This is a genomic window from Pseudomonas sp. GD04058, from assembly GCF_029836855.1.
Classification (GTDB): Bacteria; Pseudomonadota; Gammaproteobacteria; order Pseudomonadales; family Pseudomonadaceae; genus Aquipseudomonas; species Aquipseudomonas bharatica.
Genome location: NZ_JAOECN010000052.1, coordinates 1 through 26219, shown reverse-complemented (window position 1 = coordinate 26219; position 26219 = coordinate 1). Strand labels below are relative to the sequence as shown.

At 63.4% G+C, this 26219-nt stretch carries 26 protein-coding genes and 1 pseudogene; 12 read left to right on the top strand and 15 right to left on the bottom strand.

What is annotated here, in order from left to right:
- From N7650_RS25650 to N7650_RS25630, 5 genes are all read right to left on the bottom strand, one after another.
- Window positions 1-710 (bottom strand): hypothetical protein (locus N7650_RS25650; protein WP_279900558.1); only part of this gene is annotated, 710 nt, incomplete at its 3' end.
- A 54-nt stretch (window positions 711-764) separates the two neighbouring features.
- Window positions 765-1145, bottom strand: a complete 381-nt coding sequence (locus N7650_RS25645; RefSeq protein WP_009394407.1) for a RidA family protein — start codon at window positions 1143-1145, stop codon at window positions 765-767.
- A gap of 23 nt (window positions 1146-1168) precedes the next feature.
- Window positions 1169-3277 carry a bifunctional GTP diphosphokinase/guanosine-3',5'-bis pyrophosphate 3'-pyrophosphohydrolase gene (spoT, locus tag N7650_RS25640; protein WP_009394406.1) on the bottom strand — a complete coding sequence of 703 codons (2109 nt, stop codon included), beginning with the start codon at window positions 3275-3277 and terminating at the stop codon, window positions 1169-1171.
- A gap of 60 nt (window positions 3278-3337) precedes the next feature.
- On the bottom strand, window positions 3338-3601 hold the full coding sequence (rpoZ, locus tag N7650_RS25635) for a DNA-directed RNA polymerase subunit omega (protein ID WP_009394405.1): 264 nt from the start codon (window positions 3599-3601) through the stop codon (window positions 3338-3340).
- Between the two features lie 168 nt (window positions 3602-3769).
- Entirely contained in the window at window positions 3770-4642 is an 873-nt protein-coding gene (locus N7650_RS25630; RefSeq protein WP_064302215.1) for a LysR family transcriptional regulator, read from the bottom strand.
- A 204-nt stretch (window positions 4643-4846) separates the two neighbouring features.
- Between N7650_RS25630 and N7650_RS25625 the strand changes: the two genes are divergently transcribed.
- From N7650_RS25625 to N7650_RS25610, 4 genes are all read left to right on the top strand, one after another.
- The gene (locus tag N7650_RS25625) at window positions 4847-6229 is read left to right on the top strand and encodes a glutamine synthetase family protein (protein WP_279900557.1); all 1383 of its coding nucleotides are present in this window, start codon (window positions 4847-4849) and stop codon (window positions 6227-6229) included.
- Window positions 6230-6245: 16 nt separating this feature from the next.
- On the top strand, window positions 6246-7739 hold the full coding sequence (locus N7650_RS25620) for an aldehyde dehydrogenase (RefSeq protein ID WP_279900555.1): 1494 nt from the start codon (window positions 6246-6248) through the stop codon (window positions 7737-7739).
- Between the two features lie 136 nt (window positions 7740-7875).
- Window positions 7876-8640 (top strand): gamma-glutamyl-gamma-aminobutyrate hydrolase family protein, encoded by a 765-nt coding sequence (locus tag N7650_RS25615; protein WP_279900554.1) that lies wholly within the window; start codon window positions 7876-7878, stop codon window positions 8638-8640.
- Window positions 8641-8690: 50 nt separating this feature from the next.
- Entirely contained in the window at window positions 8691-10223 is a 1533-nt protein-coding gene (locus tag N7650_RS25610) for an APC family permease (RefSeq protein WP_009397040.1), read from the top strand.
- Between the two features lie 31 nt (window positions 10224-10254).
- Here the strand turns inward: N7650_RS25610 and gmk are convergent, their stop codons facing one another.
- The gene (gmk, locus tag N7650_RS25605) at window positions 10255-10875 is read right to left on the bottom strand and encodes a guanylate kinase (protein ID WP_064302220.1); all 621 of its coding nucleotides are present in this window, start codon (window positions 10873-10875) and stop codon (window positions 10255-10257) included.
- A gap of 13 nt (window positions 10876-10888) precedes the next feature.
- On the bottom strand, window positions 10889-11752 hold the full coding sequence (locus tag N7650_RS25600; RefSeq protein WP_279900552.1) for a YicC/YloC family endoribonuclease: 864 nt from the start codon (window positions 11750-11752) through the stop codon (window positions 10889-10891).
- A 327-nt stretch (window positions 11753-12079) separates the two neighbouring features.
- On the opposite strand from N7650_RS25600, the gene rph reads away from it, so the two are divergent.
- Window positions 12080-12802: a ribonuclease PH gene (gene rph / locus N7650_RS25595; protein ID WP_009397035.1), complete on the top strand. Its 723-nt coding sequence runs from the start codon at window positions 12080-12082 to the stop codon at window positions 12800-12802.
- A 69-nt stretch (window positions 12803-12871) separates the two neighbouring features.
- On the opposite strand, the gene N7650_RS25590 is transcribed toward rph, so the two are convergent.
- Window positions 12872-13651, bottom strand: coding sequence for an exodeoxyribonuclease III (locus N7650_RS25590; protein WP_009397034.1), 780 nt, complete (start codon window positions 13649-13651; stop codon window positions 12872-12874).
- A gap of 80 nt (window positions 13652-13731) precedes the next feature.
- Here N7650_RS25590 and pyrE point away from each other — a divergent pair, with 80 nt between their 5' ends.
- On the top strand, window positions 13732-14373 hold the full coding sequence (pyrE, locus tag N7650_RS25585) for an orotate phosphoribosyltransferase (protein WP_009397031.1): 642 nt from the start codon (window positions 13732-13734) through the stop codon (window positions 14371-14373).
- Window positions 14374-14430: 57 nt separating this feature from the next.
- Here pyrE and argB read toward each other — a convergent pair whose 3' ends face one another.
- The 4 genes and pseudogenes from argB to coaBC all read right to left on the bottom strand — a co-directional run bounded on the left by argB (window position 14431) and on the right by coaBC (window position 18539).
- Window positions 14431-15339: an acetylglutamate kinase gene (argB, locus tag N7650_RS25580; RefSeq protein WP_009395884.1), complete on the bottom strand. Its 909-nt coding sequence runs from the start codon at window positions 15337-15339 to the stop codon at window positions 14431-14433.
- Between the two features lie 30 nt (window positions 15340-15369).
- Window positions 15370-16737 (bottom strand): annotated as a pseudogene (locus N7650_RS25575) (phosphomannomutase/phosphoglucomutase); the annotation flags it as partial.
- A gap of 132 nt (window positions 16738-16869) precedes the next feature.
- Window positions 16870-17325: a dUTP diphosphatase gene (dut, locus tag N7650_RS25570; RefSeq protein WP_279900550.1), complete on the bottom strand. Its 456-nt coding sequence runs from the start codon at window positions 17323-17325 to the stop codon at window positions 16870-16872.
- 5 nt (window positions 17326-17330) lie between these two features.
- Window positions 17331-18539 carry a bifunctional phosphopantothenoylcysteine decarboxylase/phosphopantothenate--cysteine ligase CoaBC gene (coaBC, locus tag N7650_RS25565; RefSeq protein WP_009395881.1) on the bottom strand — a complete coding sequence of 403 codons (1209 nt, stop codon included), beginning with the start codon at window positions 18537-18539 and terminating at the stop codon, window positions 17331-17333.
- Between the two features lie 147 nt (window positions 18540-18686).
- Here coaBC and radC point away from each other — a divergent pair, with 147 nt between their 5' ends.
- Window positions 18687-19376, top strand: coding sequence for a DNA repair protein RadC (gene radC / locus N7650_RS25560; protein WP_279900549.1), 690 nt, complete (start codon window positions 18687-18689; stop codon window positions 19374-19376).
- 119 nt (window positions 19377-19495) lie between these two features.
- Here the strand turns inward: radC and N7650_RS25555 are convergent, their stop codons facing one another.
- Window positions 19496-21085, bottom strand: a complete 1590-nt coding sequence (locus N7650_RS25555) for an ABC transporter substrate-binding protein (protein ID WP_279900548.1) — start codon at window positions 21083-21085, stop codon at window positions 19496-19498.
- A gap of 363 nt (window positions 21086-21448) precedes the next feature.
- On the opposite strand from N7650_RS25555, the gene rpmB reads away from it, so the two are divergent.
- Together rpmB and rpmG are read left to right on the top strand one after the other, a co-directional pair.
- Window positions 21449-21685: a 50S ribosomal protein L28 gene (gene rpmB, locus N7650_RS25550; RefSeq protein WP_037058999.1), complete on the top strand. Its 237-nt coding sequence runs from the start codon at window positions 21449-21451 to the stop codon at window positions 21683-21685.
- An 11-nt stretch (window positions 21686-21696) separates the two neighbouring features.
- Window positions 21697-21852, top strand: coding sequence for a 50S ribosomal protein L33 (gene rpmG, locus N7650_RS25545; RefSeq protein WP_003242516.1), 156 nt, complete (start codon window positions 21697-21699; stop codon window positions 21850-21852).
- Between the two features lie 141 nt (window positions 21853-21993).
- Here rpmG and N7650_RS25540 read toward each other — a convergent pair whose 3' ends face one another.
- Both N7650_RS25540 and N7650_RS25535 read right to left on the bottom strand, forming a co-directional pair.
- Window positions 21994-22197, bottom strand: a complete 204-nt coding sequence (locus N7650_RS25540) for a hypothetical protein (protein WP_009395877.1) — start codon at window positions 22195-22197, stop codon at window positions 21994-21996.
- An 81-nt stretch (window positions 22198-22278) separates the two neighbouring features.
- Entirely contained in the window at window positions 22279-22638 is a 360-nt protein-coding gene (locus N7650_RS25535) for a cupin domain-containing protein (protein ID WP_009395876.1), read from the bottom strand.
- Between the two features lie 196 nt (window positions 22639-22834).
- On the opposite strand from N7650_RS25535, the gene N7650_RS25530 reads away from it, so the two are divergent.
- The 3 genes from N7650_RS25530 to N7650_RS25520 form a co-directional block, all read left to right on the top strand.
- Window positions 22835-24328, top strand: coding sequence for an aldehyde dehydrogenase (locus tag N7650_RS25530; RefSeq protein WP_009395875.1), 1494 nt, complete (start codon window positions 22835-22837; stop codon window positions 24326-24328).
- A gap of 118 nt (window positions 24329-24446) precedes the next feature.
- Window positions 24447-25592 carry an MFS transporter gene (locus N7650_RS25525; RefSeq protein WP_279900546.1) on the top strand — a complete coding sequence of 382 codons (1146 nt, stop codon included), beginning with the start codon at window positions 24447-24449 and terminating at the stop codon, window positions 25590-25592.
- A gap of 120 nt (window positions 25593-25712) precedes the next feature.
- Window positions 25713-26219 (top strand): contractile injection system protein, VgrG/Pvc8 family (locus N7650_RS25520; RefSeq protein WP_279900545.1); only part of this gene is annotated, 507 nt, incomplete at its 3' end.

Sequence of the window (26219 nt, the reverse complement as noted above, 5' to 3'; positions counted from 1 at the left end):
GCACCCGGGCGCAGTTCCGGCATCTCGTCTGGTCGCGCTTCGTTGACGGCCTGGAAAATCTCCAGCTGCTTGCCATCACGCTTGAAGATCCACGGGTTGCCTTGCTGGTTGCGCTCCAGCCACATGCTGTCGTACTTGCCGGTCATGGTTGCGCAGTCGCCGGCCAGGCACAGGGCATAGCGGTCGAGGTTGGGCAGGCCGTCCAGGCTGCCGTTGTCGCGGAAGCGTACGGTACCGCCCTGGCCCGGACCCTCCAGGACACGCCAGTCGCCCTTCATGTAGGCGCCATACAGCGCCTTCTCGAAAATCGCACCCGGCGGAACATCGGCGTCGATCACATTGGTCGTGCGCTGGAAGCGCTGCTCCGGCGCCCAGTCGCTGGTGGCCTGGACCAGTTCCTTGCCGTCCAGCTCAAGGTTCTCCACCTGGTCCCCGTCCAGCTGCACCTGCCAGTGATTTTCGTCTACCGCGCTCAGCCGGCCCTCGACCAGTTCGAAGCCGTTGCTATAGCTGGCCTGGCCCGCAGCGATATTGACCTTCCACTCGAAGTTCGGACCGTTGCGCTCCAGCGCATAGCGCAGGCCGGTGCCCTTGGCGGCAGCGTCGATCGCGGCCTGGTTGATCCAGATGCCGTTGTAGTCTTCGGGTTTGTGGCTGGCGCAGCCGCCCAGCAGTGCGGCAACCAGGGAAAGGGCAAGCGCGTGGCGCATGGCGGGGTCCTTCAGGAAAAGGTGCGGCGGACCGGATCGCCCGCCGCAGGCGTGTTACTCGAGTACCAGGATAGCGTCCATCTCGACCTGGGAACCGCGTGGCAAGGCCGCGACGCCGATGGCCGCGCGGGCAGGGTACGGCTGCTCGAAGTAGCGGCCCATGACTTCGTTGACCTTGGCGAAATGGCTCAGGTCGGTCAGGAAGATGTTCAGCTTGACGATGTCCTTGAAGGAGCCGCCAGCAGCCTCGGCCACGGCCTTGAGGTTCTCGAACACCTGGACGGTCTGGGCTTCGAAGCCTTCGACCAGTTCCATGGTTTTCGGATCGAGGGGAATCTGGCCCGACATGTAGACGGTGTTGCCAGCCTTGATCGCCTGGGAGTAGGTACCGATGGCGGCGGGTGCCTTGTCGCTGTTGATGACGGTCTTGGTCATGGGGACTCCTTGCAAGGGAAGGGCTACGCGCGCATGCGGGTGATGCGGATGACGCCCGTCAGCGCGCGCAGTTTCTTGATCACGCGGGCCAGGTGCACGCGGTCGTGCACGCTGACCACCAACTGGACGACGCTGATGCGGCCATCGCGTTCATCCATGCTGATTTTCTCGATGTTGCCGTCGGCGGCGTTGACGCTGCTGGCAAGCAGCGCGATCAGGCCGCGCTGGTGTTCCAGCTCGACGCGCAGTTCGACGTTGAATTCGCCGGTAACGTCCTTGGCCCAGGACAGCTGGATGCACTTTTCCGGGTTGTGGCGGATTTCGCTGATGTTCCGGCAGCTCTCCAGATGCACCACCATGCCCTTGCCCGCCGACAGGTGCCCGACGATCGGATCGCCCGGGATCGGCGTGCAGCACTTGGCGTAGCTGAGCACCAGGCCTTCGGTACCGCGGATCGCCAGCGGCCCTTCCGGGTTGGGCAACTGCTCGCCTTCGGTGGACAGCAAGCGGCGGGCGACCACGTAGGCCATGCGGTTGCCCAGGCCGATGTCTTCCAGCAGGTCTTCGATCACTTCCAGGCGGTACTCGGCAAGCATGGCCTGGATGCGTTCCGGCGGAATCTTGTCGAGGGCGCTGTCGAAACCGTTGAGCACCTTGTTCAGCAGGCGTTCGCCGAGGTTGATCGACTCGGAGCGGCGCTGCAGCTTGAGGGCGTGACGAATATGCGTGCGCGCCTTGCCGGTGACCACGAAGTTGAGCCAGGCCGGATTTGGTCGGGCGCCCGGGGCGCTGACGATTTCCACGGTGGAGCCGCTTTGCAGCGGTTCCGACAGCGGCGCCAGGCGGCGGTTGATGCGGCAGGCGATGCAACTGTTGCCGACGTCGGTGTGTACCGCGTAGGCGAAATCGACCGCGGTGGAGCCTTTGGGCAGCTCCATGATGCGGCCCTTGGGCGTGAACACGTAGACCTCGTCGGGGAACAGGTCGATCTTCACGCTCTCGATGAATTCCAGGGAGTTGCCCGCACGTTGCTGCAGTTCCAGCACACCCTTGACCCACTGCCGGGCACGGGCATGGGTGCCCTTGGGCTTTTCCTCATCGCTGGACTTGTACAGCCAGTGGGCGGCGATGCCGTTGTTGGCCATCTCTTCCATCTCGCGGGTGCGGATCTGGATCTCGATGGGCACGCCGTGCATGCCGAACAGGGTCGTGTGCAGCGACTGGTAGCCGTTGGCCTTGGGGATCGCGATGTAGTCCTTGAAGCGCCCGGGCAGCGGCTTGTACAGGTTGTGCACGGCGCCGAGCACGCGGTAGCAGGTGTCGACCTTGTCGACGATGATGCGGAACGCGTAGACATCCATGATCTCATTGAAGGCCCGGCGCTTGCCGCGCATCTTCTTGTAGATGCCATAGATGTGTTTCTGGCGGCCGCTGACCTCGCCTTCGATGCCATCGACGGCCAGGCAATGGCTCAGCGATTCCTCGATCTTGTTGACGATTTCCTTGCGGTTGCCGCGGGCGCGCTTGACCGCCTGGTAGATACGCGCCGAGCGCATCGGGTACATCGCCTTGAAACCCAGGTCCTCGAATTCGATACGCACGCTGTGCATACCCAGGCGATTGGCGATGGGGGCGTAGATCTCCAGGGTTTCCTTGGCGATGCGCCGGCGTTTTTCGCCGGACAGCACTTCCAGGGTGCGCATGTTGTGCAGGCGGTCGGCCAGCTTGACCAGGATCACGCGGATATCCCGGGCCATGGCCATGGCCATCTTCTGGAAGTTTTCCGCCTGGGCCTCGGCCTTGGTCTCGAAGTTCATCTGAGTCAGCTTGCTGACGCCATCGACCAGTTCAGCGACGGTCTCGCCGAACTGCGAACTGAGGGCTTCCTTGGCGATGCCGGTGTCTTCGATCACATCGTGCAGCATGGCTGCCATCAGGCTCTGATGGTCCATGTGCATGTCGGCGAGGATGCTGGCGACGGCCAGGGGATGCGTGACGTACGCCTCGCCGCTGCGGCGGCGCTGGCCGTCGTGAGCCTGTTCGGCGTAGAAATAGGCCCGGCGGACCAGGTTGACCTGCTCGGGACCCAGATAGGTCGATAGGCGATCGGCGAGGGCATCTATGCTCGGCAAGATTCGACCTCCTGCCGAGGATAAGGGACCCGCGCCGTACAACGTCGACCAGGCATGGACTTAGACGGCCTCGTTGGCCTCGTCCTCGAACGTCGGGAAGACCGGGTCTTCGGTGACGATCTCTTCTGCGGCGATGAACTCGGGGGTGACGATACCTTCGGCGATTTCACGCAGCGCTACGACGGTAGGCTTGTCGTTTTCCCAGGCCACTTTCGGCTCTTTGCCGCCGGTTGCCAGTTGACGGGCACGCTTGGTGGACAGCATGACCAGCTCGAAGCGGTTATCAACGTGTTCCAGGCAGTCTTCAACGGTTACGCGGGCCATGGTGTTCCTCGAATAGCGAGTGCGGTGTTCTGCCCGGGAGTGGGCGAGTGGACTCGGCAGTTTAAAAAATAACCAGCCGTTAGGGAAGCGCTGTTTTCGGCCCCGAGCCCTGAATACGCTGACGATACCTAGATGTAAGCGTCTATTTCAATAGTCTTCGTCTATGGCTCAGATCAAGGCATTGCGCAGACGCGGTGTCAGTTCGTCGAACAGCGTCTGGACCGAGCGCAGGGCACGGCAATCCGGGCGGGTCAGCAGCCAAAGCTGGATGTCGCAGCCAGGCAGGGCGTCGCTCAATTGCTCAACGCCCGGCAGGGTATGCGCCATGTAGTCGGGCAGCGCGGCAACACCGAGGCCGGCGCCGACCATCTGGGCAATGGAGGCTATTCCGCTGCAGCGGTAGCGCGGCAGTACGCCGGGGAGCTTTTCGCTGCGCCAGACCAGGGTAGGGTGGTCCTGCATGGAGTCGTCCGGGGCGATCCACGGCACGCTCGCCGGATTTTCCGTCAGGCGCTGGCGAAACTCCTCACGGCCACAGATAACGTAGGACGCCGAACCCAGGCAGCGTCCTACAAGATGCTCGGGCGGCGCATTGGTCAGGCGCAGCGCCAGGTCGGCATCCCGTCGGCTGAGGTTGGCGAAGGTGTTGGACGTCGCCAGTTCCAGGTTCAGTGCCGGGTAGGCCGGCATGAACTCGGCCAGCGCCGGCAGCAGCAGGCTGTGCAGCACGGCATCGGTGCAGGTCAGGCGCACCGTGCCACTGACCACCTGCTCGCCGTGGGCCAGGGCGACGCGCGCCGCGTCCAGGGCCTGTTCGGCGCGCTCGGCCTGTTCCGCCAGGGCCTGGGCGGTACCCGTAGGGATGTAGCCCTTGCGGCTCTTCACGAACAAGGCCGTGCCCAGTGCCGCCTCCATCCGCCGGATCGAGCGGAACACCGTGGAAACGTCGACCTTGAGCAGTTCCGCCGCTTTGGCCAGGGAGCGACCACGCACCAGGGCGAGAACCAGGGAGAGGTCGGCGTGGCTGATCTGATATTGCATCGGTGCACTCTTCGCTTGCCAAAACGCCAATGTCTGTTTGCGTGACGGCCATTCTATAGTGCGAACGTGGCCGTCGAGCAAGGTTTGTCGCGCCATTCGTTCCTCCGATGGACTACCCGAGAACAAGACCAGCCATCGCCTCCGAATACCCGCGTTACCTCCTTACATCGCCGCCCCTATAAAAATTCCAAAGGATGCCTAGCCATGACGTCGGTCTCCCCGTGCGCCATCCCCGTTGATGAAATGGGCGAATTCCTCAAGGCCCACCCCGAGGTGCAATTCGTCGATCTGCTGATCGCCGACATGAACGGGGTAGTGCGCGGCAAGCGCATCGAGCGCGCGAGCCTGGTAAAGGTGTATGAAAAGGGCATCAACCTGCCCGCATCGCTGTTCGCCCTGGACATCAACGGCTCCACCGTGGAAAGCACCGGCCTGGGCCTGGATATCGGCGACTCCGACCGCATCTGTTACCCGATTCCCGGCACCCTGAGCTTCGAGCCGTGGCAAAAACGGCCGACCGCGCAGCTGCTGATGACCATGCACGAGCTCGATGGCACGCCGTTCTTTGCCGATCCGCGGGAAGTGCTGCGTGGCGTGGTCGAGAAATTCGACGCACTGGGGCTGACCATCTGCGCCGCGTTCGAGCTGGAGTTCTATCTGATCGACCAGGACAACCTCAATGGTCGTCCGCAACCGCCGCGTTCGCCGATATCCGGCAAGCGTCCGCAATCGACCCAGGTATACCTCATCGACGACCTCGACGAGTACGTCGATTGCCTGCAGGACATGCTCGAGGCCGCCAAGGAACAGGGCATCCCCGCCGACGCCATCGTCAAGGAAAGCGCCCCGGCGCAGTTCGAAGTGAACCTGCACCACGTCGCCGATCCGATGAAAGCCTGCGACTACGCGTTGCTGCTCAAGCGGGTGATCAAGAACATCGCCTACGACCATGAAATGGACTCCACCTTCATGGCCAAGCCCTATCCGGGCCAGGCCGGTAACGGCCTGCACGTGCACATCTCGTTGCTGGACAAGGCCACCGGCAGGAACATCTTCGCCAGCGAGGATCCCGAGCAGAGCGAAGTCCTGCGCCACGCCATCGGCGGCGTGCTGGAAACCATGCCGGCGTCCATGGCCTTCCTTTGCCCGAACATCAACTCCTATCGCCGTTTCGGCGCCCAGTTCTACGTGCCCAACGCACCGAGCTGGGGCCTGGACAACCGTACCGTCGCGGTCCGCGTGCCGACCGGCAGCAGTGATGCAGTGCGTATCGAGCACCGGGTGGCCGGCGCCGACGCCAACCCTTACCTGATGATGTCGGCGATCCTCGCCGGCATTCACCATGGCCTGACCAACAAGATCGAGCCGGGTGCGCCGATCGAAGGCAATTCCTACGAGCAACTGGAACAGAGCCTGCCGAACAACCTGCGCGATGCCCTGCGCGAGCTGGACGACAGCGAGGTGCTGAACCAGTACATCAGCCCCGACTACATCGATATTTTCGTCGCCTGCAAGGAAAGCGAACTGGCGGAGTTCGAGGTGTCGATTTCCGACCTCGAATACAACTGGTACCTGCACACGGTCTGATGCCCGGAGAACAACAATGACAATCCCGTCTCGCGAACAGTGGGAATCCCTCTACCAGAGCCTGCGCATCGAAGGCCGTGCCTTCGTCGATGGCGTCTACCGCGACAGCGTTGGCGGTGACGTGTTCGAGTGCGTCAGCCCGGTGGATGGCCGCGTCCTCGCTTCCGTCGCCAGCTGCGATATCGCCGACGCGGAGCTGGCGGTAGCCGCCGCCCGCCGCACCTTCGACAGTGGCGTCTGGGCCAATCAGGCTCCGGCCGAGCGCAAGCGCGTGCTGACCGCATTCGCCGACCTGCTGCTGGCCAATGCCAGGGAGCTGGCGCTGCTGGAAACCCTGGACATGGGCAAGCCGATCGCCGACGCCTTGAGTATCGACATTCCGGCGGCAGCGAACTCGATTCGTTGGTCTGCCGAGGCCATCGACAAGGTCTATGACGAAGTGGCGCCGACCCCGCACGACCAGCTTGGCCTGGTTACCCGCGAGCCGATCGGCGTGGTGGCAGCCATCGTGCCGTGGAACTTCCCGCTGATGATGGCCTGCTGGAAGCTCGGTCCGGCCTTGGCTACCGGTAACTCGGTCATCCTCAAGCCATCGGAAAAATCGCCACTGACGGCCATCCGTGTCGCCCAACTGGCGCTGGAAGCCGGTATTCCGGCGGGGGTGTTCAACGTGTTGCCGGGCTACGGCCACACTGTGGGCAAGGCCCTCGCCCTGCATATGGACGTGGATACCCTGGTATTCACCGGTTCGACCCGTATCGCCAAGCAACTGATGGTGTACGCCGGCGAATCCAACATGAAACGCGTGTGGCTGGAAGCCGGTGGCAAGAGCCCGAACATCGTTTTCGCCGATGCGCCGGACCTGAATGCCGCTGCCGAAGCCGCGGCTGCCGCCATTGCCTTCAATCAGGGCGAAGTATGCATCGCCGGTTCGCGCCTGCTGGTGGAGCGTTCGATCAAGGAGCGCTTCCTGCCGATGGTGGTGGACGCGCTCAAGGCCTGGAAGCCGGGCCATGCGCTGGATCCGCAGACCCGCGTCGGCGCCCTGGTGGACGGCACCCAGCTGGATACCGTGCTCGGCTACGTCGAGGCCGGCAAGGCCGATGGCGCGACCCTGGTCACCGGTGGCCAGCGTGTGCTGGAAGACACCTGCGGCGTGTATGTGCAGCCGGCGATCTTCGATGGCGTGACCAACGCCATGCGTATCGCCCGGGAAGAGATCTTCGGTCCGGTGCTGTCGGTGATCACTTTCGATACTCCCGAGGAAGCGATTGCCATTGCCAACGACTCACCGTTCGGCCTGGCGGCGGCCGTGTGGACGGCGGATATATCCCGGGCCCACCGTTGCGCCCGCGCCCTGCGTGCCGGCAGCGTGTGGATCAACCAGTACGACGGCGGCGACATGACCGCGCCGTTCGGCGGGTTCAAGCAGTCGGGCAATGGCCGCGACAAATCGCTGCATGCGTTCGACAAGTACACCGAACTGAAGGCGACCTGGATCAAGCTGTAGGACATCTTTGAGACGCCGCCGACCCTGTGGGAGCTGGCTTGCCAGCGATTGCTGTAGTGAATTCACCACCGCAATCGCTGGCAAGCCAGCTCCCACGGGATCGGCGGCGCCGACTTCTTAAAGAGAGGCTGAATCGATGAAAACCCCTTTGATCGGCGTCACCGCGTGCCGCCAGATGCTCGGTCACACGGCCTCCCACACCGTGGGCGACAAATACGTCGAGGCTGCCGCCTTTGCCGGCGTGCCGCTGATCCTGCCGGCGCTCAACGAGGCGCTGGAGCCGCAGCGTCTGCTGGAACGCCTCGACGGCATTATTTTTACCGGTTCGCCTTCAAATGTCGAGCCGCATCATTACAATGGCGCCCCCAGCGCGGAAGGCACCCGGCACGACGTTTATCGTGACCGCCTGACCCTGCCGCTGCTGCGCGCGGCCATCGCCGCCGGTGTGCCGGTATTCTGCATCTGCCGGGGTTTCCAGGAGCTCAACGTGGCGCTGGGCGGCAGCCTGCACCAGCGCGTGCACGAGCTGCCCGGCTACCTGGACCACCGCGAGCCGCAGGACGCCCCGCTGGAGGTGCAGTACAGCCCGCGCCACCTGGTCAGCGTCGAGCCCGACGGGCAATTCCAACGACTGGGTTTGCCGCGCAGCTTCATGGTCAACTCGCTCCACGGCCAGGGCATCGACCGTCTGGCCGACGGCCTGCGGGTCGAGGCACTGGCTCCCGATGATCTGATCGAAGCGGTTTCCATGGAGGACGCACCCGGCTTCGTGCTCGGGGTGCAATGGCATCCGGAATGGCGTTTTGCCGAGAATCCGGTTTCGTTGCGACTTTTCCAGGCGTTCCGTGCAGCCTGCGAGGCTTACGCCGGTGGCCAGCGCTACCGCGAGGCCACTCTGTAGCGGGCATCCCCGGATGCCCTGAAGAACAATTCCAATAGCGGCGACATCTCATGAGCGAATTCGAAGCAAGCCTGTCCTCGGGCACGGCGGGACCGGCTCGCAAAGCCTCCAAGGGGCTGGCCAAGGGCCGGCTCGGCCTGCTCGCCAGCATCGTGCTGGGCATTTCCACCATCGCCCCGGTGTATACCCTCACCGGCGCCCTCGGGCCGACCGTACGGGAGGTCGGCCAGCATCTGCCGGCGGTGTTCATCGTCGGCTTCCTGCCGATGCTGCTGGTTGCCCTGGGCTACCGTGAGCTGAACGCCGCAGAGCCGGACAGCGGTACGTCCTTCACCTGGTCGGCGCGGGCCTTCGGCCCGATGATCGGCTGGATCGGCGGCTGGGGCCTGGTCACGGCGACCACCATCGTGCTGTCCAACCTGGCCGGGGTAGCAGTGGATTTCTTCTATCTGTTCCTCGGGCAACTGACCGGCAGCCGCGAGCTGGCTGCGCTCAGTGACAACCTGCTGGTCAACGTGGTCACCTGCTGTGTGTTCATCGCCATGGCGGTGTGGATCTGCTGTCGCGGCATCGGTACCACCATGACCGTGCAATATGGCCTGGTGGCCCTGCAATTGGTGGTGCTGGTGGGCTTCGCCATGGCCGCGTTCGGCGGGGCTGCGGAAACGCCGCCGATGGACTTCGATATCAGCTGGTTCAACCCCTTCGGCGTCGAGTCGTTCTCGGCCTTCGCTGCCGGGCTTTCGCTGTCGATTTTCATTTTCTGGGGCTGGGACGTCTGCCTGACCGTAAGCGAAGAGTCGGTCGGCAGCGATGAGGTTCCCGGTCGGGCGGCAACCCTTACGGTCCTGCTGATTCTGGGCCTGTACCTGGTCACTGCCATCGCCACCCTGCAGTTCGCCGGGATCAGCGAGGAAGGCCTGGGCCTGAACAATCCGCGCATCCAGGAAAACGTCTTTGCCCACCTGGCCGGGCCGGTGATGGGGCCGATGGCGATCCTGATGTCCATTGCCGTACTGGCGAGCACCGCCGCGTCACTGCAATCGACCTTCGTGTCGCCGGCGCGTACCTTGCTCGCCATGGGCTACTACGGCGCCGTGCCGGAGCGCTTCGCGCGTATCTGCCCGCGCTCGCAGACCCCGCGCTATGCCACCATCTGCGCCGGGGTCGCCGCCGGGGTGTTCTACGTGACCATGCGTACACTCAGCGAGAACGTGCTCGCCGACACCATTACCGCGCTGGGCATGATGATCTGCTTCTACTATTCGCTGACGGCCTTCGCCTGCGTCTGGTACTTCCGCCACAGCCTGTTCGACAGCCTGCGCCACTTCTTCATGCGTGGAGTGTGCCCGTTGCTGGGCGGCGCGATCCTGTCGGTAATCTTCGTGCAGACGGCCTTCGACAGCGCTTCGCCGGAGTTCGGCAGCGGCTCGCATGTGGGCGGGTTGGGGCTGGTGTTCGTGATCGCGATGATCATCCTGCTGCTGGGCATCGTCCTGATGCTGCTGTCGCGCCTGCGTGCACCGGCGTTCTTCCTGGGCGTGACGCTGCGTCGTCACGCCACTGTCCCCAGCCGCCGCTAGGCTTTCCCAAGGCGGCCAGGGAGGCGAGGGCTCAAGCCAGCAGTTGCTTGAGCAGCTCGCCGTGGCGCTGCTGCTGACCGTCCCGTTGCAGGCGGTTGGCGCGGAACACGGCTTTCAGGTCTTCCAGCGCGGTGGCGAAGTCGTCGTTGATGATGACGTACTCGTACTCGTCGTAATGCTCCATCTCGCTGACCGCTTCGCGCATCCTGCCTTCGATGATCTCGTCGCTGTCCTGGCCCCGGTTGGTCAGGCGCTGGCGCAGGGCCTGCTGGCTCGGTGGCAGGATGAAGATCGAGCGGGTCTGCGGCATCAGCTTGCGTACTTGCTGGGCGCCTTGCCAGTCGATCTCCAGGATCAGGTCGTGGCCCTGGTCCAGTGTCTGCTGCAGGGCGCTGCGCGAGGTGCCGTAGCAGTTGCCGAAGACCTCGGCCTGTTCGAGGAAGTCGCCCTGGGCGTTCATCCGCTCGAATTCTGCGCGATCGACGAAGTGATAGTTGACCCCATCGCGCTCGCCCGGGCGCATGGCGCGGGTGGTATGCGAGACCGACACGCGGATGTGGTTCAGGTCGTCGGTCAGGGCCTTGACCAGGCTGGTCTTGCCGGCGCCGGACGGGGCGGAAATGATGAACAGGGTGCCGCTGCTGTGTTTCATGATGGGGGTGGCCTTACTCGATGTTCTGTACTTGTTCACGCATCTGCTCGATCAGGACCTTGAGGTTCACCGCCGATTGCGTGCTGCGTGGGTCGAAGGCTTTGGAGCCGAGGGTGTTGGCTTCGCGGTTGAGCTCCTGCATCAGGAAGTCCAGGCGCCGGCCCGCAGCGCCGCCGGACTTGAGCACGCGGCGCACCTCGGTGACATGGGTGCTGAGGCGGTCGAGTTCTTCGGCGACATCGCTTTTCTGGGCCAGCAGGACCATTTCCTGTTCCAGGCGCTGCGGGTCCAGCTCGGCTTTCATGTCGTTGAAGCGGTCGAGGATCTTCTGCCGTTGCGCGGCGAGCATCTGCGGGACCAGGGTGCGCAGGGTAGCGACCTCATGGCTCATGCTGTCCAGCCGCTCGTTGATCAGCCGGGCCAGCTCGGCGCCTTCGCGATTGCGCCCGTTCTTGAGTTCGGCGAGCGCGTCTTCGAACAGCGCCAGGGCTTCCTGGTTCAGGGCCTGCGGGTCGGCAGCATCGGCCACCAGTACGCCAGGCCAGGACAGCACGGCCAGCGGGTTCAGCGGTGCAGGATTCTTGATCAGGCTGGCGACGCTTTCGGCGGCTTCCACCAGTTGGCGGGCGCGCTCCTGGTCTACCTGCAGCGATTTGCCGGCGTTCTCTTCGGTGAAACGCAGGGTGCACTCCACTTTCCCGCGGGAAATGCCCTGGCGCAGGGCCTCGCGTACCGCGCCTTCGAGGTCGCGGAAGGCGTCCGGCAGGCGTAGATGCGGCTCGAGATAGCGATGGTTGACCGAGCGCAACTCCCAGATGAGGGTGCCCTGGGTCCCGGCTCGTTCGACACGAGCGAAGGCGGTCATGCTGTGCACCATGGGAAGTACCTCGCAGATGGATGAAGGAGAAAGCCGACGGCTGCAAAGGCGCAGGATTGTAACGCAGTGCGCCGCCCGGTCCCATCTACTGATGTTACAAACCGGTGTGGAAGGACAGGGTGAATACCGACCGGGGGCTTTGGACTGTTCTCCCGGGCCTCATCGCTGGCAAGCCAGCTCCCACAGGGTCCGGGTCGCTGCAGAACCTGTGGGAGCTGGCTTGCCAGCGATGAGGCCGGTACAGCCAATACAGCTTCAGGCATGTCCACTGCGGCCCTGGCGCTCTATAATGCTCGGCAGTTCGAACCCCCAGTACAGGTATCCCCTATGAAACGTCCAAGTGGTCGCGCCGCCGATCAGCTTCGCTCGATCCGCATCACCCGCAACTACACCAAGCACGCCGAAGGGTCGGTACTGGTCGAGTTCGGCGACACCAAGGTGGTCTGCACCGTTAGCGTCGAGAATGGTGTTCCGCGCTTCCTCAAAGGCCAGGGCCAGGGCTGGCTGACCGCCGAGTACGGCATGCTGCCGCGTTCGACCGGCGAGCGTAACCAGCGTGAGGCCAGCCGTGGCAAGCAGGGCGGCCGGACCCTTGAGATCCAGCGCCTGATCGGGCGCTCGCTGCGTGCCGCCTTGGACATGAGCAAGCTTGGCGACATCACCCTGTATGTCGATTGCGATGTGATCCAGGCCGATGGCGGCACCCGCACCGCATCCATTACCGGTGCGATGGTCGCCCTGGTCGATGCCCTGCGCGTGGTCAAGAAGCGTGGCGGCCTGAAGGGCGGCGACCCGCTCAAGCACATGATCGCCGCCGTGTCGGTGGGCATGTACCAGGGCGAAGCGGTCCTCGACCTGGACTACCTGGAAGACTCCGCCGCCGAGACCGACCTGAACGTGGTCATGACCAGCTCGGGCGGCTTCATCGAGGTCCAGGGCACCGCCGAAGGCGCGCCGTTCCAGCCGCAGGAGCTGAACGCCATGCTGGCGATCGCGCAGAAAGGCATGGCCGATCTGTTCGAGCTGCAGAAGGCTGCGCTGGCCGATTGATCCCACAGGGTCCGAGTTCAGGCTCACAAAAAAGCCGACCCATGAGGTCGGCTTTTTTGCATCTGGCGATCAGATCGTCAGCGTCCAGTCGTAGTCGACGATCAGCGGCGCGTGCTGCGAGAAGCGCGGCTGGCGCGGCAGACGTGCACTGCGCACGAAGCGGCGCAGGCCCGGGGTCAGCAACTGGTAGTCGAAGCGATAGCCCAGGTTGAGCATCTCGGCCTGCTCGTTGTCTGGCCACCAGCTGTACTGGTCGCCTTCGCGGCTGACTTCGCGCAGGGCATCGACATAACCCATGTTTCCGACGATCTCGTCCATCCAGGCACGCTCGGGGGCAAGGAAGCCCGGCGACTGCTGGCTGTCGCGCCAGTTCTTGATGTCGAGCTTCTGCTGCGCCACGTAGAGCGAGCCGCAATAGATGTATTCACGGCGCTTGCGACGCTGCTTGTCCAGGTACTTGGCGAAGTCGTCCATCAACTTGAACTTCTGGTTCAGGTCTTCGTCGCCGTTCTGCCCGGAAGGCAGGAGCAAGGTAGCAATACTGACTTTGTCGAAATCGGCCTGCAGGTAACGTCCGTAGCGGTCGGCTGTCTCGAAGCCCAGGCCACTGATGACTGCCTTGGGCTGCAACCGCGAATAAAGTGCCACGCCGCCTTGGGCGGGTACTTCTGCGTCGCAGGCATAAAGGAAGTAGCCATCGAGCTGATAAGCCGGGTCGTCGAGTTCAAAGGCCGAAGCGCGGGTATCCTGAAGGCAGATGACGTCGGCATTCTGGGCTTGCAGCCAGCTGAGCAAACCACGCTCGACCGCAGCCTGAATGCCATTAACGTTCACACTGATGATCCGCATAAATGGCCCCAAAAATCACGTGCGTGTATGATACCCGAGCTCTACTCAATTAGCTAAATCCGTGGTATCCGGGACTCCTCATGCAGCCGTATCAGCGCGACTTCATTCGTTTTGCCATCGATCGCGGGGTTCTGCGCTTCGGTGAGTTCACTCTCAAGTCGGGCCGTACCAGCCCGTATTTCTTCAATGCCGGCCTGTTCAACAGCGGTTCGGCCCTGGCCCAGCTCGGTCGTTGCTACGCGGCGGCGATCGTCGACAGCAAGATCCCGTTCGACGTGCTGTTCGGCCCGGCCTACAAGGGCATTCCCCTGGCGGCGGCCACCGCAGTCGCCCTCGCCGAGCAGCATCAGCTCGACGTGCCATGGTGCTTCAACCGCAAGGAAGCCAAGGACCACGGTGAAGGCGGCAGCCTGGTTGGCGCGCCGCTGGCTGGTGACGTGCTGATCATCGACGACGTGATCACTGCCGGCACCGCGATCCGCGAAGTCATGCAGATCATCAAGGCCCAGCAAGCCCGTGCCGCCGGCGTGCTGATCGCGCTGAACCGCGAAGAGCGCGGCAATGGCGAGTTGTCGGCGATCCAGGAAGTGGAGCGCGACTTCGGCATTCCGGTGGTCAGCATCGTTTCCCTGACCCAGGTCCTCGAGTTCCTTGCCGACGACCCGCAGCTCAAGCAGCACCTGCCAGCGGTGGAAGCCTACCGCGCGCAGTACGGCATCTGAGCCGGAAGAAATGAAAAAGGCGACCCGAAGGTCGCCTTTTTCCTGCCCGCAAAATGCTTACTGACGCGGCTTGCGGTTGGTGATCAGGGTGCCGACGCCGCTGTCGGTGAAGATTTCCAGCAGTACGGCATTCGGTACCCGGCCGTCGATGATGTGCGAGCTGTGCACGCCACCCTGGACCGCTTCCAGCGCGCAGCGGATCTTCGGCAGCATACCGCCGTAGATGGTGCCGTCGGCGATCAGTGCGTCGACCTGTTCGGTGCTCAGACCGGTCAGCACGGTACCTTGCTTGTCCATCAGGCCGGCGATGTTGGTCAGCAGCATCAGCTTCTCGGCTTTCAGCGCTTCGGCAACCTTGCCGGCAACCAGGTCGGCGTTGATGTTGTACGACTCACCGTTCGGGCCCACGCCGATTGGCGCGATGACCGGGATGAAGTCGCCCTTCACCAGCATGTTCAGCAGGTCGGTGTTGACGCCCACCACTTCGCCAACGTGGCCGATGTCGATGATTTCCGGGGTGGTCATTTCCGGGGTCTGGCGGGTGACGGTGAGCTTTTTCGCGCGGATCAGCTCGGCGTCCTTGCCGGTCAGGCCGATGGCGCTGCCGCCGTGACGGTTGATCAGGTTGACGATGTCCTTGTTCACCTGGCCGCCAAGCACCATTTCCACCACGTCCATGGTCGCGGCGTCGGTAACCCGCATGCCATCGACGAAACGGCTTTCGATCGACAGACGGTTGAGCAGGTCACCGATCTGCGGGCCACCGCCGTGCACCACCACCGGGTTGATACCGACCGCCTTCATCAGCACCACGTCGCGGGCGAAGCCGGTTTTCAGCTCTTCGCTCTCCATCGCGTTGCCGCCGTACTTGATCACCAGGGTCTTGCCGACGAAGCGTCGGATATAAGGCAGCGCTTCGGACAGTACCTTGGCGACATGGGTGGCGGCATCGCGATCGAGGGTCATGCAGGGCTCCAGTTGGAACAAGTGGTTCGGTCAGAACGGTAGTTGCAGGTCAGGGGCTACGCGCTTGAGCTGCGCGTGGAATATAGCCTTGATTCGCTGCAGTTCGGCGTCATTGTCGGCCTCGAAGCGCAGGACCAGCACCGGGGTGGTGTTGGAGGCGCGGACCAGGCCCCAGCCGTGGGGATAATCGACCCGCACACCGTCGATGGTGGTCAGGTCGGCTTGGCCCCAGTCGGCGTCGCGTTGCAGTGCATCAATGATGGCGAATTTACTCTCGTCGGTCACATCAATGTTGATTTCCGGCGTGGAAATATCATTCGGGAAGCCCGCGAACAGGGTTTCGGCGTCCGTTTCGGTCTTGCTGAGGATTTCCAGCAGCCGCGCGGCGCTGTAGATACCGTCGTCGAAGCCGAACCAGCGTTCCTTGATGAAAATGTGCCCGCTCATCTCGCCTGCAAGCAGGGCGCCGGTTTCCTTCATCTTCTTCTTGATCAGCGAGTGGCCGGTTTTCCACATCCGCGCATGGCCGCCGTGTTCGGCGATCAGCGGGGTCAGGCGACGGGTGCACTTGACGTCGAAGATGATCTCGGCGCCCGGGTTGCGGTCCAGCACGTCCTGGGCGAACAGCATCAGCAGGCGGTCGGGATAGACGATGCTGCCGGTGTTGGTCACCACGCCGACGCGGTCACCGTCGCCGTCGAAGGCCAGGCCGATGTCGGCGCCGGTTTCCTTCACTTTCGCGATCAGATCGACGAGGTTCTCCGGTTTTCCCGGATCCGGATGGTGATTGGGGAAGTTGCCGTCCACTTCGCAGAACAATGGGATGACCTCGCAGTTCAGTGCGGCCAGCAGCTGTGGCGCGTTGACCCCGGCGGCACCGTTGCCGCAGTCCACCACCACCTTCAGGCGCCGGGCGAGCTTGATGTCGCCGACGATCTGCTGGTGATAGCGCGGGAGGATATCGACCTTTTCCACCTTGCCGGCGCCGCGCGGCAGGTCCTCGTTCTTGATGCGGTTCAGCAGGGCCTGGATCTGCTCGTTGGCAAGGGTGTCGCCGGCGATGACGATCTTGAAGCCGTTGTAGTCCGACGGGTTATGGCTGCCAGTGAGCATCACCCCGGACTTGCCGGCCAGCACATTGGCCGCGTAGTACAGGGCAGGGGTCGGCACCAGGCCGACATCGCTGACCTGGCAACCGGCGTCGGCCAGGCCCTTGATCAGTTGTTCCACCAGCATCGGACCGGACAGGCGGCCATCTCGGCCAACGGAAACGTTCGGCTCGCCCTGGGCGATGCTCTGGGCGCCGATGGCGCGGCCGATCCAGTAAGCCGTTTCGGCGTGCAGGGTCTTTCCGACCACACCACGGATATCGTAGGCGCGGAAGATGCTGTCAGGCAGTGCGGGGATCAGTTGGGCCATATCGTTCATCACGGGACTCCAGTCTCGAAGGCTTTCGGGCGTATGGAACGCTTGGACGGCCTTTCCGGCGGAGAGTTCGCCCTCGACAGGCCGTCGAGGGCGATCAACGGATCAATGGCTACCGGAATGACCGAAGCCGCCGGCGCCGCGCTGGGTCTCGTCGAAGGTCTCGACGATGTCGAAATGCGTCTGTACCACCGGCACCAGGACCAGCTGTGCGATGCGCTCGCCGACGGCGATATTGAAGGCGGTCTGGCCGCGGTTCCAGCACGACACCATCAGTTCGCCCTGGTAGTCCGAGTCGATCAGGCCGACCAGGTTGCCCAGGACGATGCCGTGTTTGTGGCCCAGGCCGGAACGCGGCAGGATCATGGCCGCCAGGCCCGGATCGCCGATGTAGATCGACAGTCCGGTGGGGATCAGCAGGGTCTGGCCCGGCTCGAGCAGGGTGTCTTCCTTGAGCATCGCGCGCAGGTCGAGGCCGGCCGAGCCGGGGGTGGCGTATTGCGGCAGCGGGAATTCGGCGCCGATGCGTGGATCGAGGATCTTGGCTTGGAGAGCGTGCATGTGGATCAAACCTGGTTGAGGCGTTCAGCGATGAAAGCGATCAGCTGGCGGGCGATCTTGCCCTTGCTGGTCTGCGCGAAAAGGGTTTCGTGGAGCTGACGGTCGATCACGCTGCAGGCGTTTTCCTCGCTGTTGAAGCCAATGCTGGGGTTGGCCACGTCATTGGCGACGATCAGGTCGAGGTTCTTGTCCTTGAGCTTGCGGGCGGCGTAATCGAGCAGGTGTTCGGTCTCGGCGGCGAAGCCGACGCTGAACGGACGGTCGGGACGGGTGGCGATGGTGGCCAGGATGTCCGGGTTGCGCACCATCTGCAGCAGCAGGCCGTCGCCGGTCGTAGGGTCTTTCTTGAGTTTCTGCGGGGCGACGACTTCCGGGCGGTAGTCCGCGACCGCCGCCGAGGCAATGAACAAATCGCAGGGGATTGCCGCCTCGCAGGCCGCGAGCATATCGCGGGCGCTGACCACATCGATCCGGGTGACCCGGTCCGGGGTGGGCAGGTGCACCGGGCCGGTGACGAGCGTTACTCGGGCGCCGGCTTCCACTGCGGCCTCGGCCAGGGCGAAGCCCATTTTCCCGGAGCTGTGGTTGGTGATGTAGCGCACCGGGTCGATGTTTTCCTGGGTCGGCCCGGCGGTAATCAGCACGTGCTTGCCGGTCAGTGACTCGCGCTTGAAGCACTCGGCGGCGCACCAGGCCAGGTCGGTGGCTTCGAGCATGCGGCCGAGGCCCACGTCGCCGCAGGCCTGGCTGCCCGACGCCGGGCCGAAGACCTGGATCCGGCGTTGCTGCAAGGTATCGAGGTTGGCCTGGGTGGCCGGATCGCGCCACATCGCCTGGTTCATCGCCGGAGCGACGGCCACGGTGGCGTCGGTGGCGAGTACCAGGGTGGTCAGCAGATCGTCGGCCACGCCCTGGGCGAGACGCGCGATCAGGTCGGCGGTGGCGGGTGCGATCAGCACCAGGTCGGCCCATTTGGCCAGTTCGATATGGCCCATCGCCGCTTCGGCAGCGGGATCCAATAGGTCCATGTGCACGGGGTGCCCGGACAGCGCTTGCATGGTCAGCGGAGTGATGAATTCGGCTCCGCCGCGGGTCATGACCACGCGCACCTGGGCGCCGTGTTCCAGAAGTCGGCGAACCAGCTCGGCGCTCTTGTAGGCGGCAATGCCGCCGCCGACGCCGAGAACAATGCGTTTCCGATACAGCCGCTGCATAGGCCTGCCTTTTTCCGATGGAAGTTGTGCACCGCGCCGACGCCTCCCCAGGCCGAATCGCTGTGCAAAAAGTGGCGGCTAATGTAGCACAGCGCCGCTTCCAGCAAGAGCGCCGGAAGCAGTAACGGACAGACAGAGGGATTTGCGATGAGCATCAGGGACTGGCCTGCGGCGGAACGGCCAAGGGAAAAGCTGTTGGAACGGGGCGCGGCAAACCTGTCGGACGCCGAATTGCTGGCCATTTTCCTGCGCATCGGCGTACGTGGAAAAAGCGCGGTGGACCTGGCCCGGGAACTGCTGCAGCGCTTTGGCGGCCTGCGCGGGCTGCTGGAGGCGGATCAGCGTGGCTTCAGCCAGGGGCAGGGCCTCGGCCCGGCCAAGTTCGCCCAGTTGCAGGCGGTGTTGGAAATGGCGCGTCGGCACCTGGGCGAAACCCTGCAGCGGGGTTCGGCGCTGGAGCGGCCAGAGGCGGTGCGCACCTACCTGAAGGCGCAGATGCGGCATGAGCGCAACGAGGTGTTCGGCTGCCTGTTCCTCGACACCAAGCACCGGCCGCTAGGCTTCGAAATCCTTTTCCGTGGCTCCATCGACAGCGCCACGGTGTATCCGCGCCAGGTGGTCAAGCGAGCCCTGGCCTACAACGCGGCGGCGTTGATCCTCTGTCACAACCATCCTTCCGGCAACCCCGAGCCAAGCAAGGCCGACATCCGCCTGACCCACCGGTTGGTGGATGCCCTGGAAAGCATCGAGGTGCGCGTGCTCGATCACTTCATCATCGGCGACGGCGAGCCGTTGTCGATGCTGGAGCGGGGGTGTTTCTTCAGTAACCCGTCCTGAGGTGTTGCCGATGGCCTCATCGCTGGCAAGCCAGCTCCCACAGTGACCGCGTGCGCCGCAAAACCTGTGGGAGCTGGCTTGCCAGCGATGAGGCCCGATCAGACACAGGAGATAACCCGCTATTTCTCTACCTTCACCCCGGCAAAGTCCTGCCGCCCGAACGGATTCACCTGGTAGCCCTCCACATCCTTGCGCAGCAGCACCGCAGCGGTCGGGTGGGCCAGCGGCAGCCACAGGGCCTGCTGCTGGATCTGCGCCTGGGCCTGCTGGTACAGGCGGCTGCGTACGCTCTGGTCGGTGGTGGTCTTGCCGGCGCTGATCAGCTGGTCAAGGCGCGAGTCGCAATAGCGCGCGAAGTTGGTCCCGGAGGTGACCGCAGCGCAGGAAAACTGCGGGCTGAGGAAGTTGTCCGGGTCGCCGTTGTCGCCCGCCCAGCCCATGAACAGCAAATCATGCTCGCCAGCCTTGGCCCGACGAATCAGCTCGCCCCACTCGATGACGCGGATTTCCGTTTTGATCCCGACCTTGGCCAGGTCTGCCTGCAACAACTGCGCGCCCAGGCTCGGGTTGGGATTGAGCAGGCTGCCGGACGGGCGGGTCCAGATCGTGGTGCTGAAACCGTCGGGCAGGCCGGCTTTCTTCAGCAGATCGCGGGCTTTGTCGAGGTTGGTCGGGTAGCCCGGCAGCGACTTGTCATAACTCCAGGTGTTCGGCGGGAACGGGCCGTTGGCAGTGACTGCCGTGCCTTCGAATACGGCCTTGAGGTAGCTGTCCTTGTCGAAGGCGAGGTTGATCGCCTGGCGCACTTCCGGCTTGTCCAGCGGCGGGTGCTGGCTGTTGATGGCGACGAAGGCGGTCATGAACGCTTCGGTCTTTTCCACCTTGAGGTTGGCGTCCTCGCTTGCCGCAGCGAGGTCCAGCGGCTTTGGCGAAAGGGCAATCTGGCATTCATTGCGTCGCAGCTTTTGCAGGCGCACGTTGGCGTCCGGGGTGATGGCGAAGATCAGTGGGTCGACTGCCGGCTTGCCATTGAAGTAGTCCGGGTTGGCCCGATAACGCACCACCGCATCCTTCTGGAAGCGGTTGAAGACGAACGGCCCGGTGCCCACCGGCTGGCTGTTGAGTTTTTCCGGAGTACCTGCCTTGAGCAATTGATCGGCGTACTCCGCCGGGTAGATCGAGGCGAAGCCCATGCTCAGGGTGGCGAGGAAGGTGGCGTCCGGGTGGCTCAGGGTGAAACGCACGGTCAACGGATCCGGGGCGTCGATCTGCTTGATCAGGTCGGGCAGTTGCAGCGATTGCGCATGGGGGAAGCCGCTCTGGGCGACCTTATGCCAGGAGTGCGCCGGGTACAGCATACGCTGGAAGCTGAACAGCACGTCATCGGCGTTCAGCGTGCGGCTTGGCTTGAAGTACGGGGTGGTATGGAACTTCACCTCGGGCCGCAGCTTGAATTCCCAGGTCAGGCCGTCGTCGGATACCGTCCAGCTCTGGGCCAGGCTCGGCACCACCTTGCCGGTCGCTGCGTCGAACTCCACCAGGCGGTTCATCAGCACGTCGGCCGAGGCATTGGTGGTGGTCAGCGAGTTGTACTGGACCACGTCGAAGCCTTCGGGGCTGGCTTCGGTGCATACGCTGAGGGCGGCGGCCTGGGCCATGGCAGGGCCGAGCAGGGAGGCGAGCAACAGGGATAGAACGGCGGGGCGCATGATAACTCCTAGGCTGAACGACGACCCATCTGCCAGTGCAGTCTGGAAAAGACCTACCCTAGTGCCCCGGATTACAAATCGCCAACATCTTTTTCAACGAATCGCACGACGAGCGGTAAACTGCCGTGCAGCCCGTTTGCCACGCCGTGCGGGCCCGGGCGGTACAGGGTGCAGTGATATTGTTTGTTGTTGTGCTCTGGTCTTTCTGGTATAAAGCAGCGCTCTTTTCTAGGGGCCCGGTGTGTAGCATCCTCGGGTGTAGCCGGTAAGACCCCGAAGAATCACGGCGCCTGGCGCCAGAAACTGAGAGATTAAGCGGCCAACCCATGCCGGGTTGGGCATGTGGTTTTAGAGGGCTGAGGCATGTCGAGAGTCTGTCAAGTTACTGGTAAGGGTCCAGTAACCGGGAACAACATTTCCCACGCAAACAACAAAACCCGTCGTCGTTTCCTGCCGAACCTGCAGCATCACCGCTTCTGGGTCGAGTCCGAGAAGCGTTTCGTGCGTCTGCGCGTTTCCGCCAAGGGCATGCGTATCATCGACAAGCGCGGCATCGATGCCGTTCTGGTCGACATTCGCCGTAACGGCATCAAGGTCTAAGGGAGAACGTCATGCGTGAACTGATCCGTTTGGTGTCGAGCGCCGGTACTGGCCACTTCTACACCACCGACAAGAACAAGCGCACCACTCCGGACAAGATCGAGATCAAGAAATACGATCCGGTCGTCCGTAAGCACGTGATGTACAAGGAAGCCAAGATCAAGTAATTGGTCTGGTTTTCGGGAAAGGCCCGTATCTTCCGGATACGGGCTTTTTTTATGCCTGTGTCCCGGGTGTCCGGGATTTGACGCAAAAAAACAAAAACGCCCGGTGCCAAATGGCACCGGGCGTTTTGTTGCGAGGCAAGATCAGCCGAAGCAGACGCCGGTGATTACACCCTTGTCGTCGGTCAACACCTGGATGCGCGCGTTGTTGATTTCCTTGGTGTGCGGCTCGTTCGGGCCGACGACGAGGACACGTCCGGTCAGCCTGGTGATCTCGGCCTTGATGGCTTCGGTGTATTCGCAGCCGATCAGCTTGGCCAGGGCAGCTTTTGCTTCTTCATTGGTCATGTCTTTTTCTTCCTTGTAGGTGGATGTCCGGATGGACAAGGCCATGATCCCGGAGCGCACACCCTGCCATGCGCTACATATCTACTTCTGCTCGAACATCACGTAGATCTTGCGGCACGGCTCCAGCACCTCCCAGGTGCCTTTGAAACCCGCAGGAATGACGAAGCGGTCGCCAGCGCGCAAGGTCTTGGCCTCACCTTGCTCATCGCGCAGAACCGAAACGCCATGAACGATTTCGCAATATTCATGCTCGGTGTAGTTGACCGTCCATTGCCCGACCTCGCCTTCCCATACGCCCGCCGCAAACTGCCCGCACGGGCTGGAATAGTGGTTATAGACCGCTTGCTCGGGGTTGCCCTTGAGGATCTTTTCAGCGGCAGGACGGTAGCGCTCGGCTTCGGTCAGGACCTGAGCAAAATCAATGATCTGCTGGATGTTCATGGCGCGGGTTCACCTGATTGTTAAATAAAATGAACATGACTAGGCTTTTGGCAGCTTAATGTCAAATATATTGATAATCCGGGTCCCAGTAGTTTAGGGTGTCGGATGCTGTAGAGCGATGACAGCTCCGGCGGAATTTTCTGACAGTGTCGACGACCTCTCGTGCGACGCTGCACATCAACAAGAGGAGTTTGCTATGACCACCCTGACGCGTGCGGATTGGGAAGAGCGTGCCCGGCAACTGAAGATCGAAGGCCGTGCCTTCATCAACGGCGAATACACCGCGGCCGCTTCCGGCCAGACCTTCGAATGCATCAGCCCGGTGGATGGTCGCCTGCTGGCGCACATCGCCAGCTGCGACGAAGCCGACGCCCAGCGCGCCGTGGAAAATGCCCGCGCTACCTTCGAGTCCGGCGTCTGGTCACGCATGGCTCCGGCCAAGCGCAAGGCCACCCTGATCCGCTTCGCCGGCCTGCTCAAGCAAAACGTCGAAGAGCTGGCGCTGCTGGAAACCCTGGACATGGGCAAGCCGATCGGCGACTCCTCGACCATCGACATCCCGGGTGCTGCCAATGCCCTGGCCTGGAACGGCGAGGCCATCGACAAGGTGTACGACGAAGTCGCCCCAACCCCGCACGACCAGCTCGGCCTGGTCACCCGCGAGCCAGTGGGCGTTGTTGGCGCCATCGTACCGTGGAACTTCCCGCTGTTGATGGCCTGCTGGAAACTCGGCCCGGCCCTGGCCACCGGTAACTCCGTGGTCCTGAAACCGTCGGAAAAATCCCCACTGACCGCCATCCGCATCGCCCAGTTGGCGGTGGATGCCGGCATCCCGGCTGGCGTGCTCAACGTCCTTCCTGGCTATGGCCACACCGTTGGCAAGGCCCTGGCCCTGCACATGGATGTGGACACCCTGGTGTTCACCGGGTCGACCAAGATCGCCAAGCAACTGATGGTCTATGCCGGCGAATCGAACATGAAGCGCGTGTGGCTGGAAGCTGGCGGCAAGAGCCCGAACATCGTCTTTGCCGACGCGCCTGACCTGAAGGCCGCCGCCGAAGCCGCTGCCAGCGCCATCGCCTTCAACCAGGGCGAGGTCTGCACCGCCGGCTCGCGCCTGCTGGTGGAGCGCTCGATCAAGGACCAGTTCCTGCCGATGGTCCTGGAGGCCCTGAAAGCCTGGAAACCGGGCAACCCGCTGGACCCGGCGACTACCGTCGGCGCCCTGGTCGACACCCAGCAACTGAACACCGTGCTGGGCTATATCGAGTCCGCCCACGCCGACGGCGCCAAGCTGCTGGTTGGCGGCAAGCGCATCCTCGAAGAGACCGGCGGCACCTATGTCGAACCAACCATCTTCGACGGCGTGTCCAATGCCATGCGCATCGCCAAGGAAGAGATCTTCGGGCCGGTGCTGTCGGTGATCACCTTCGACACCGTCGAAGAAGCCGTCGCCATCGCCAACGACACCCCGTACGGCCTGGCTGCCGGTGTATGGACTTCCAACATCAGCAAGGCGCACAAGACCGCCAAAGCCCTGCGTGCCGGCAGCGTCTGGGTCAACCAGTACGACGGCGGCGACATGACCGCGCCGTTCGGTGGCTTCAAGCAGTCGGGCAACGGCCGCGACAAGTCGCTGCACGCACTGGACAAGTACACCGAGCTGAAAGCTACCTGGATCAAGCTGTAAGCACCCTGCGCGGCTGAAAGGCCGCGTCAGTTCGATCCGGTCATGCAGCCGGACCTTGCCACCAGGCGGGTCCGGCTGTGTCGTCTGTGCTGTAGGGAAATGCTTCGAGGGAGATGAGATGCGTTGGGGGACTTACTTCGCCGTGTTGGCGGCTGTGCTCAGTGTCGGCCTGGCGCTGGGGGTCAGCATGCCGCTGGTGTCCTTGCGCCTGGAAGGCTGGGGGTACGGCAGCTTCGCCATCGGCGTGATGGCAGCGATGCCGGCGATCGGCGTATTGCTTGGCGCCAGCCTGGCCAGCCGCCTGGCGGCGCGTTTCGGCACCCCAGGCTTGATGCGCCTGTGCCTGTGGGCTGGCGCGCTGTCCATCGGTGCCTTGGCGCTGTTGCCAAGCTATCCGGTGTGGCTGGTGCTGCGCCTGTTGATCGGCGTCGTCCTGACTATTGTCTTCATCCTCGGTGAAAGCTGGATCAACCAGTTGGTAGTGGAGGAATGGCGCGGCCGCCTGGTGGCGCTGTATGGCAGCAGCTATGCCCTTAGCCAACTGGCCGGGCCTTTGTTGCTGGGCGTGGTGGGCTCGGACGACGACCTCGGTTTCTGGATTGGCGTCGGCCTGCTGGTCGTCTCGCCGCTGCTGCTGTTCGGGCGCGGCGGTGCGCCGAGCACCGAGGCGGCCAGCGTGACCTTCTTCGACCTGTTCGGCTTCTGTCGGAAGTTGCCGGTGATTGCGTGGGCGATTGCCCTGTTCGCGGCATTCGAGGCAATGATCCTGACCCTGCTGCCGGTGTACTGCCTGCAACAGGGCTTCACTGCGGAAGTCGCGCTGTTCATGGTCAGTACCGTGGTCGTGGGCGATGCGGTGCTGCAACTGCCGATCGGTGCCCTGGCCGACCGCATGTCCCGGCGCACCTTGTTCAGTGGTTGCGCGGTGACGCTGGCGGTGTCCAGCCTGATGATCCCCTTGCTCCTGCAAACCCAGCTGATCTGGCCGCTGTGGGTGTTGTTCGGCGCCAGCGCCGGTGGCTTGTTCACCCTGTCGCTGATCCTCATCGGCGAGCGCTATCGCGATGACGCGCTGGTGCGGGCCAACGCGCATGTGGCGCAGTTGTGGGGTCTTGGCTGCCTGATCGGGCCGTTGGCGGCGGGGGCGGGGAGCCAGTGGCTGAGTGGGCATGCGTTGCCGTGGTTCATGGCAGTGGGGGCTCTGGTCCTGGTGTTGTTGTCGCGTCGGGCCAATGCTTTCGAGGCGGTTGCCGTCTCTGATTGATCGCGCAAAGGTGTTTTTGCAAGCAAGGACGCTTCACGCGTTAGCTTAGGATTTTTCCTATATCTCAGCCGCTGGCCGGCAGTCAGGATTCCGGGGAATTCGTTCCCCGGGACATCCGCCATGGCCGTTCAATCCGATCTGCGCTTCACCTTCACCGCAGCAGCCGGTGAATTCGAGGTCGTCGAGTTCCACCTCACCGAGGCCCTCTCCGAAACCTTTCGCCTCGAAGTCGACCTGAGCAGCACCGATGCCGCCGTGAAGTTCGGCGAGATCCTCGACCGCCCCGCGCTGTTCACCCTCTGGCAGGGCGGCCAGCCCGTGCGCTACGTCCATGGTTTGGTGAGTTCCTTCCAGCAGGGCGAAACCGGCTTTCGCCGCACCCGCTACCGCGCCATCGTCGAGCCCCGCCTGGCCCGCCTGCACCTGTGCTCGGACTGGCGCATCTTCCAGACCCTCAGCGTGCCCGACATCGCCAACGTGATGCTGAAAAAGCACGCCCTCACCCTCGACTACGAACTGCGCGCGGCCAAGGCCCACACTGTGCGCGAGTATTGCGTGCAGGCCGGCGACACCGACTATCACTTCGTCGAGCGCATCATGCGCGAGGAAGGCTTTTTCTACGGTTTT

Coding starts and splice junctions, on each gene's coding strand:
- N7650_RS25555 (WP_279900548.1), bottom strand. CDS start 21,085: ATGCGCCCCGCCGTTCTATCCCTGTTGCTCGCCTCCCTGCTCGGCCCT.
- gmk (WP_064302220.1), bottom strand. CDS start 10,875: ATGAAACACAGCAGCGGCACCCTGTTCATCATTTCCGCCCCGTCCGGC.
- N7650_RS25620 (WP_279900555.1), top strand. CDS start 6,246: ATGACAATCCCGTCTCGCGAACAGTGGGAATCCCTCTACCAGAGCCTG.
- N7650_RS25645 (WP_009394407.1), bottom strand. CDS start 1,145: ATGACCAAGACCGTCATCAACAGCGACAAGGCACCCGCCGCCATCGGT.
- rpmB (WP_037058999.1), top strand. CDS start 21,449: ATGTCGAGAGTCTGTCAAGTTACTGGTAAGGGTCCAGTAACCGGGAAC.
- N7650_RS25615 (WP_279900554.1), top strand. CDS start 7,876: ATGAAAACCCCTTTGATCGGCGTCACCGCGTGCCGCCAGATGCTCGGT.
- argB (WP_009395884.1), bottom strand. CDS start 15,339: ATGACCCTCGATCGCGATGCCGCCACCCATGTCGCCAAGGTACTGTCC.
- N7650_RS25610 (WP_009397040.1), top strand. CDS start 8,691: ATGAGCGAATTCGAAGCAAGCCTGTCCTCGGGCACGGCGGGACCGGCT.
- N7650_RS25625 (WP_279900557.1), top strand. CDS start 4,847: ATGACGTCGGTCTCCCCGTGCGCCATCCCCGTTGATGAAATGGGCGAA.
- rpoZ (WP_009394405.1), bottom strand. CDS start 3,601: ATGGCCCGCGTAACCGTTGAAGACTGCCTGGAACACGTTGATAACCGC.
- rpmG (WP_003242516.1), top strand. CDS start 21,697: ATGCGTGAACTGATCCGTTTGGTGTCGAGCGCCGGTACTGGCCACTTC.
- coaBC (WP_009395881.1), bottom strand. CDS start 18,539: ATGCAGCGGCTGTATCGGAAACGCATTGTTCTCGGCGTCGGCGGCGGC.
- N7650_RS25600 (WP_279900552.1), bottom strand. CDS start 11,752: ATGGTGCACAGCATGACCGCCTTCGCTCGTGTCGAACGAGCCGGGACC.
- N7650_RS25535 (WP_009395876.1), bottom strand. CDS start 22,638: ATGAACATCCAGCAGATCATTGATTTTGCTCAGGTCCTGACCGAAGCC.
- N7650_RS25630 (WP_064302215.1), bottom strand. CDS start 4,642: ATGCAATATCAGATCAGCCACGCCGACCTCTCCCTGGTTCTCGCCCTG.
- N7650_RS25530 (WP_009395875.1), top strand. CDS start 22,835: ATGACCACCCTGACGCGTGCGGATTGGGAAGAGCGTGCCCGGCAACTG.
- N7650_RS25525 (WP_279900546.1), top strand. CDS start 24,447: ATGCGTTGGGGGACTTACTTCGCCGTGTTGGCGGCTGTGCTCAGTGTC.
- pyrE (WP_009397031.1), top strand. CDS start 13,732: ATGCAGCCGTATCAGCGCGACTTCATTCGTTTTGCCATCGATCGCGGG.
- radC (WP_279900549.1), top strand. CDS start 18,687: ATGAGCATCAGGGACTGGCCTGCGGCGGAACGGCCAAGGGAAAAGCTG.
- rph (WP_009397035.1), top strand. CDS start 12,080: ATGAAACGTCCAAGTGGTCGCGCCGCCGATCAGCTTCGCTCGATCCGC.
- N7650_RS25540 (WP_009395877.1), bottom strand. CDS start 22,197: ATGACCAATGAAGAAGCAAAAGCTGCCCTGGCCAAGCTGATCGGCTGC.
- N7650_RS25590 (WP_009397034.1), bottom strand. CDS start 13,651: ATGCGGATCATCAGTGTGAACGTTAATGGCATTCAGGCTGCGGTCGAG.
- dut (WP_279900550.1), bottom strand. CDS start 17,325: ATGCACGCTCTCCAAGCCAAGATCCTCGATCCACGCATCGGCGCCGAA.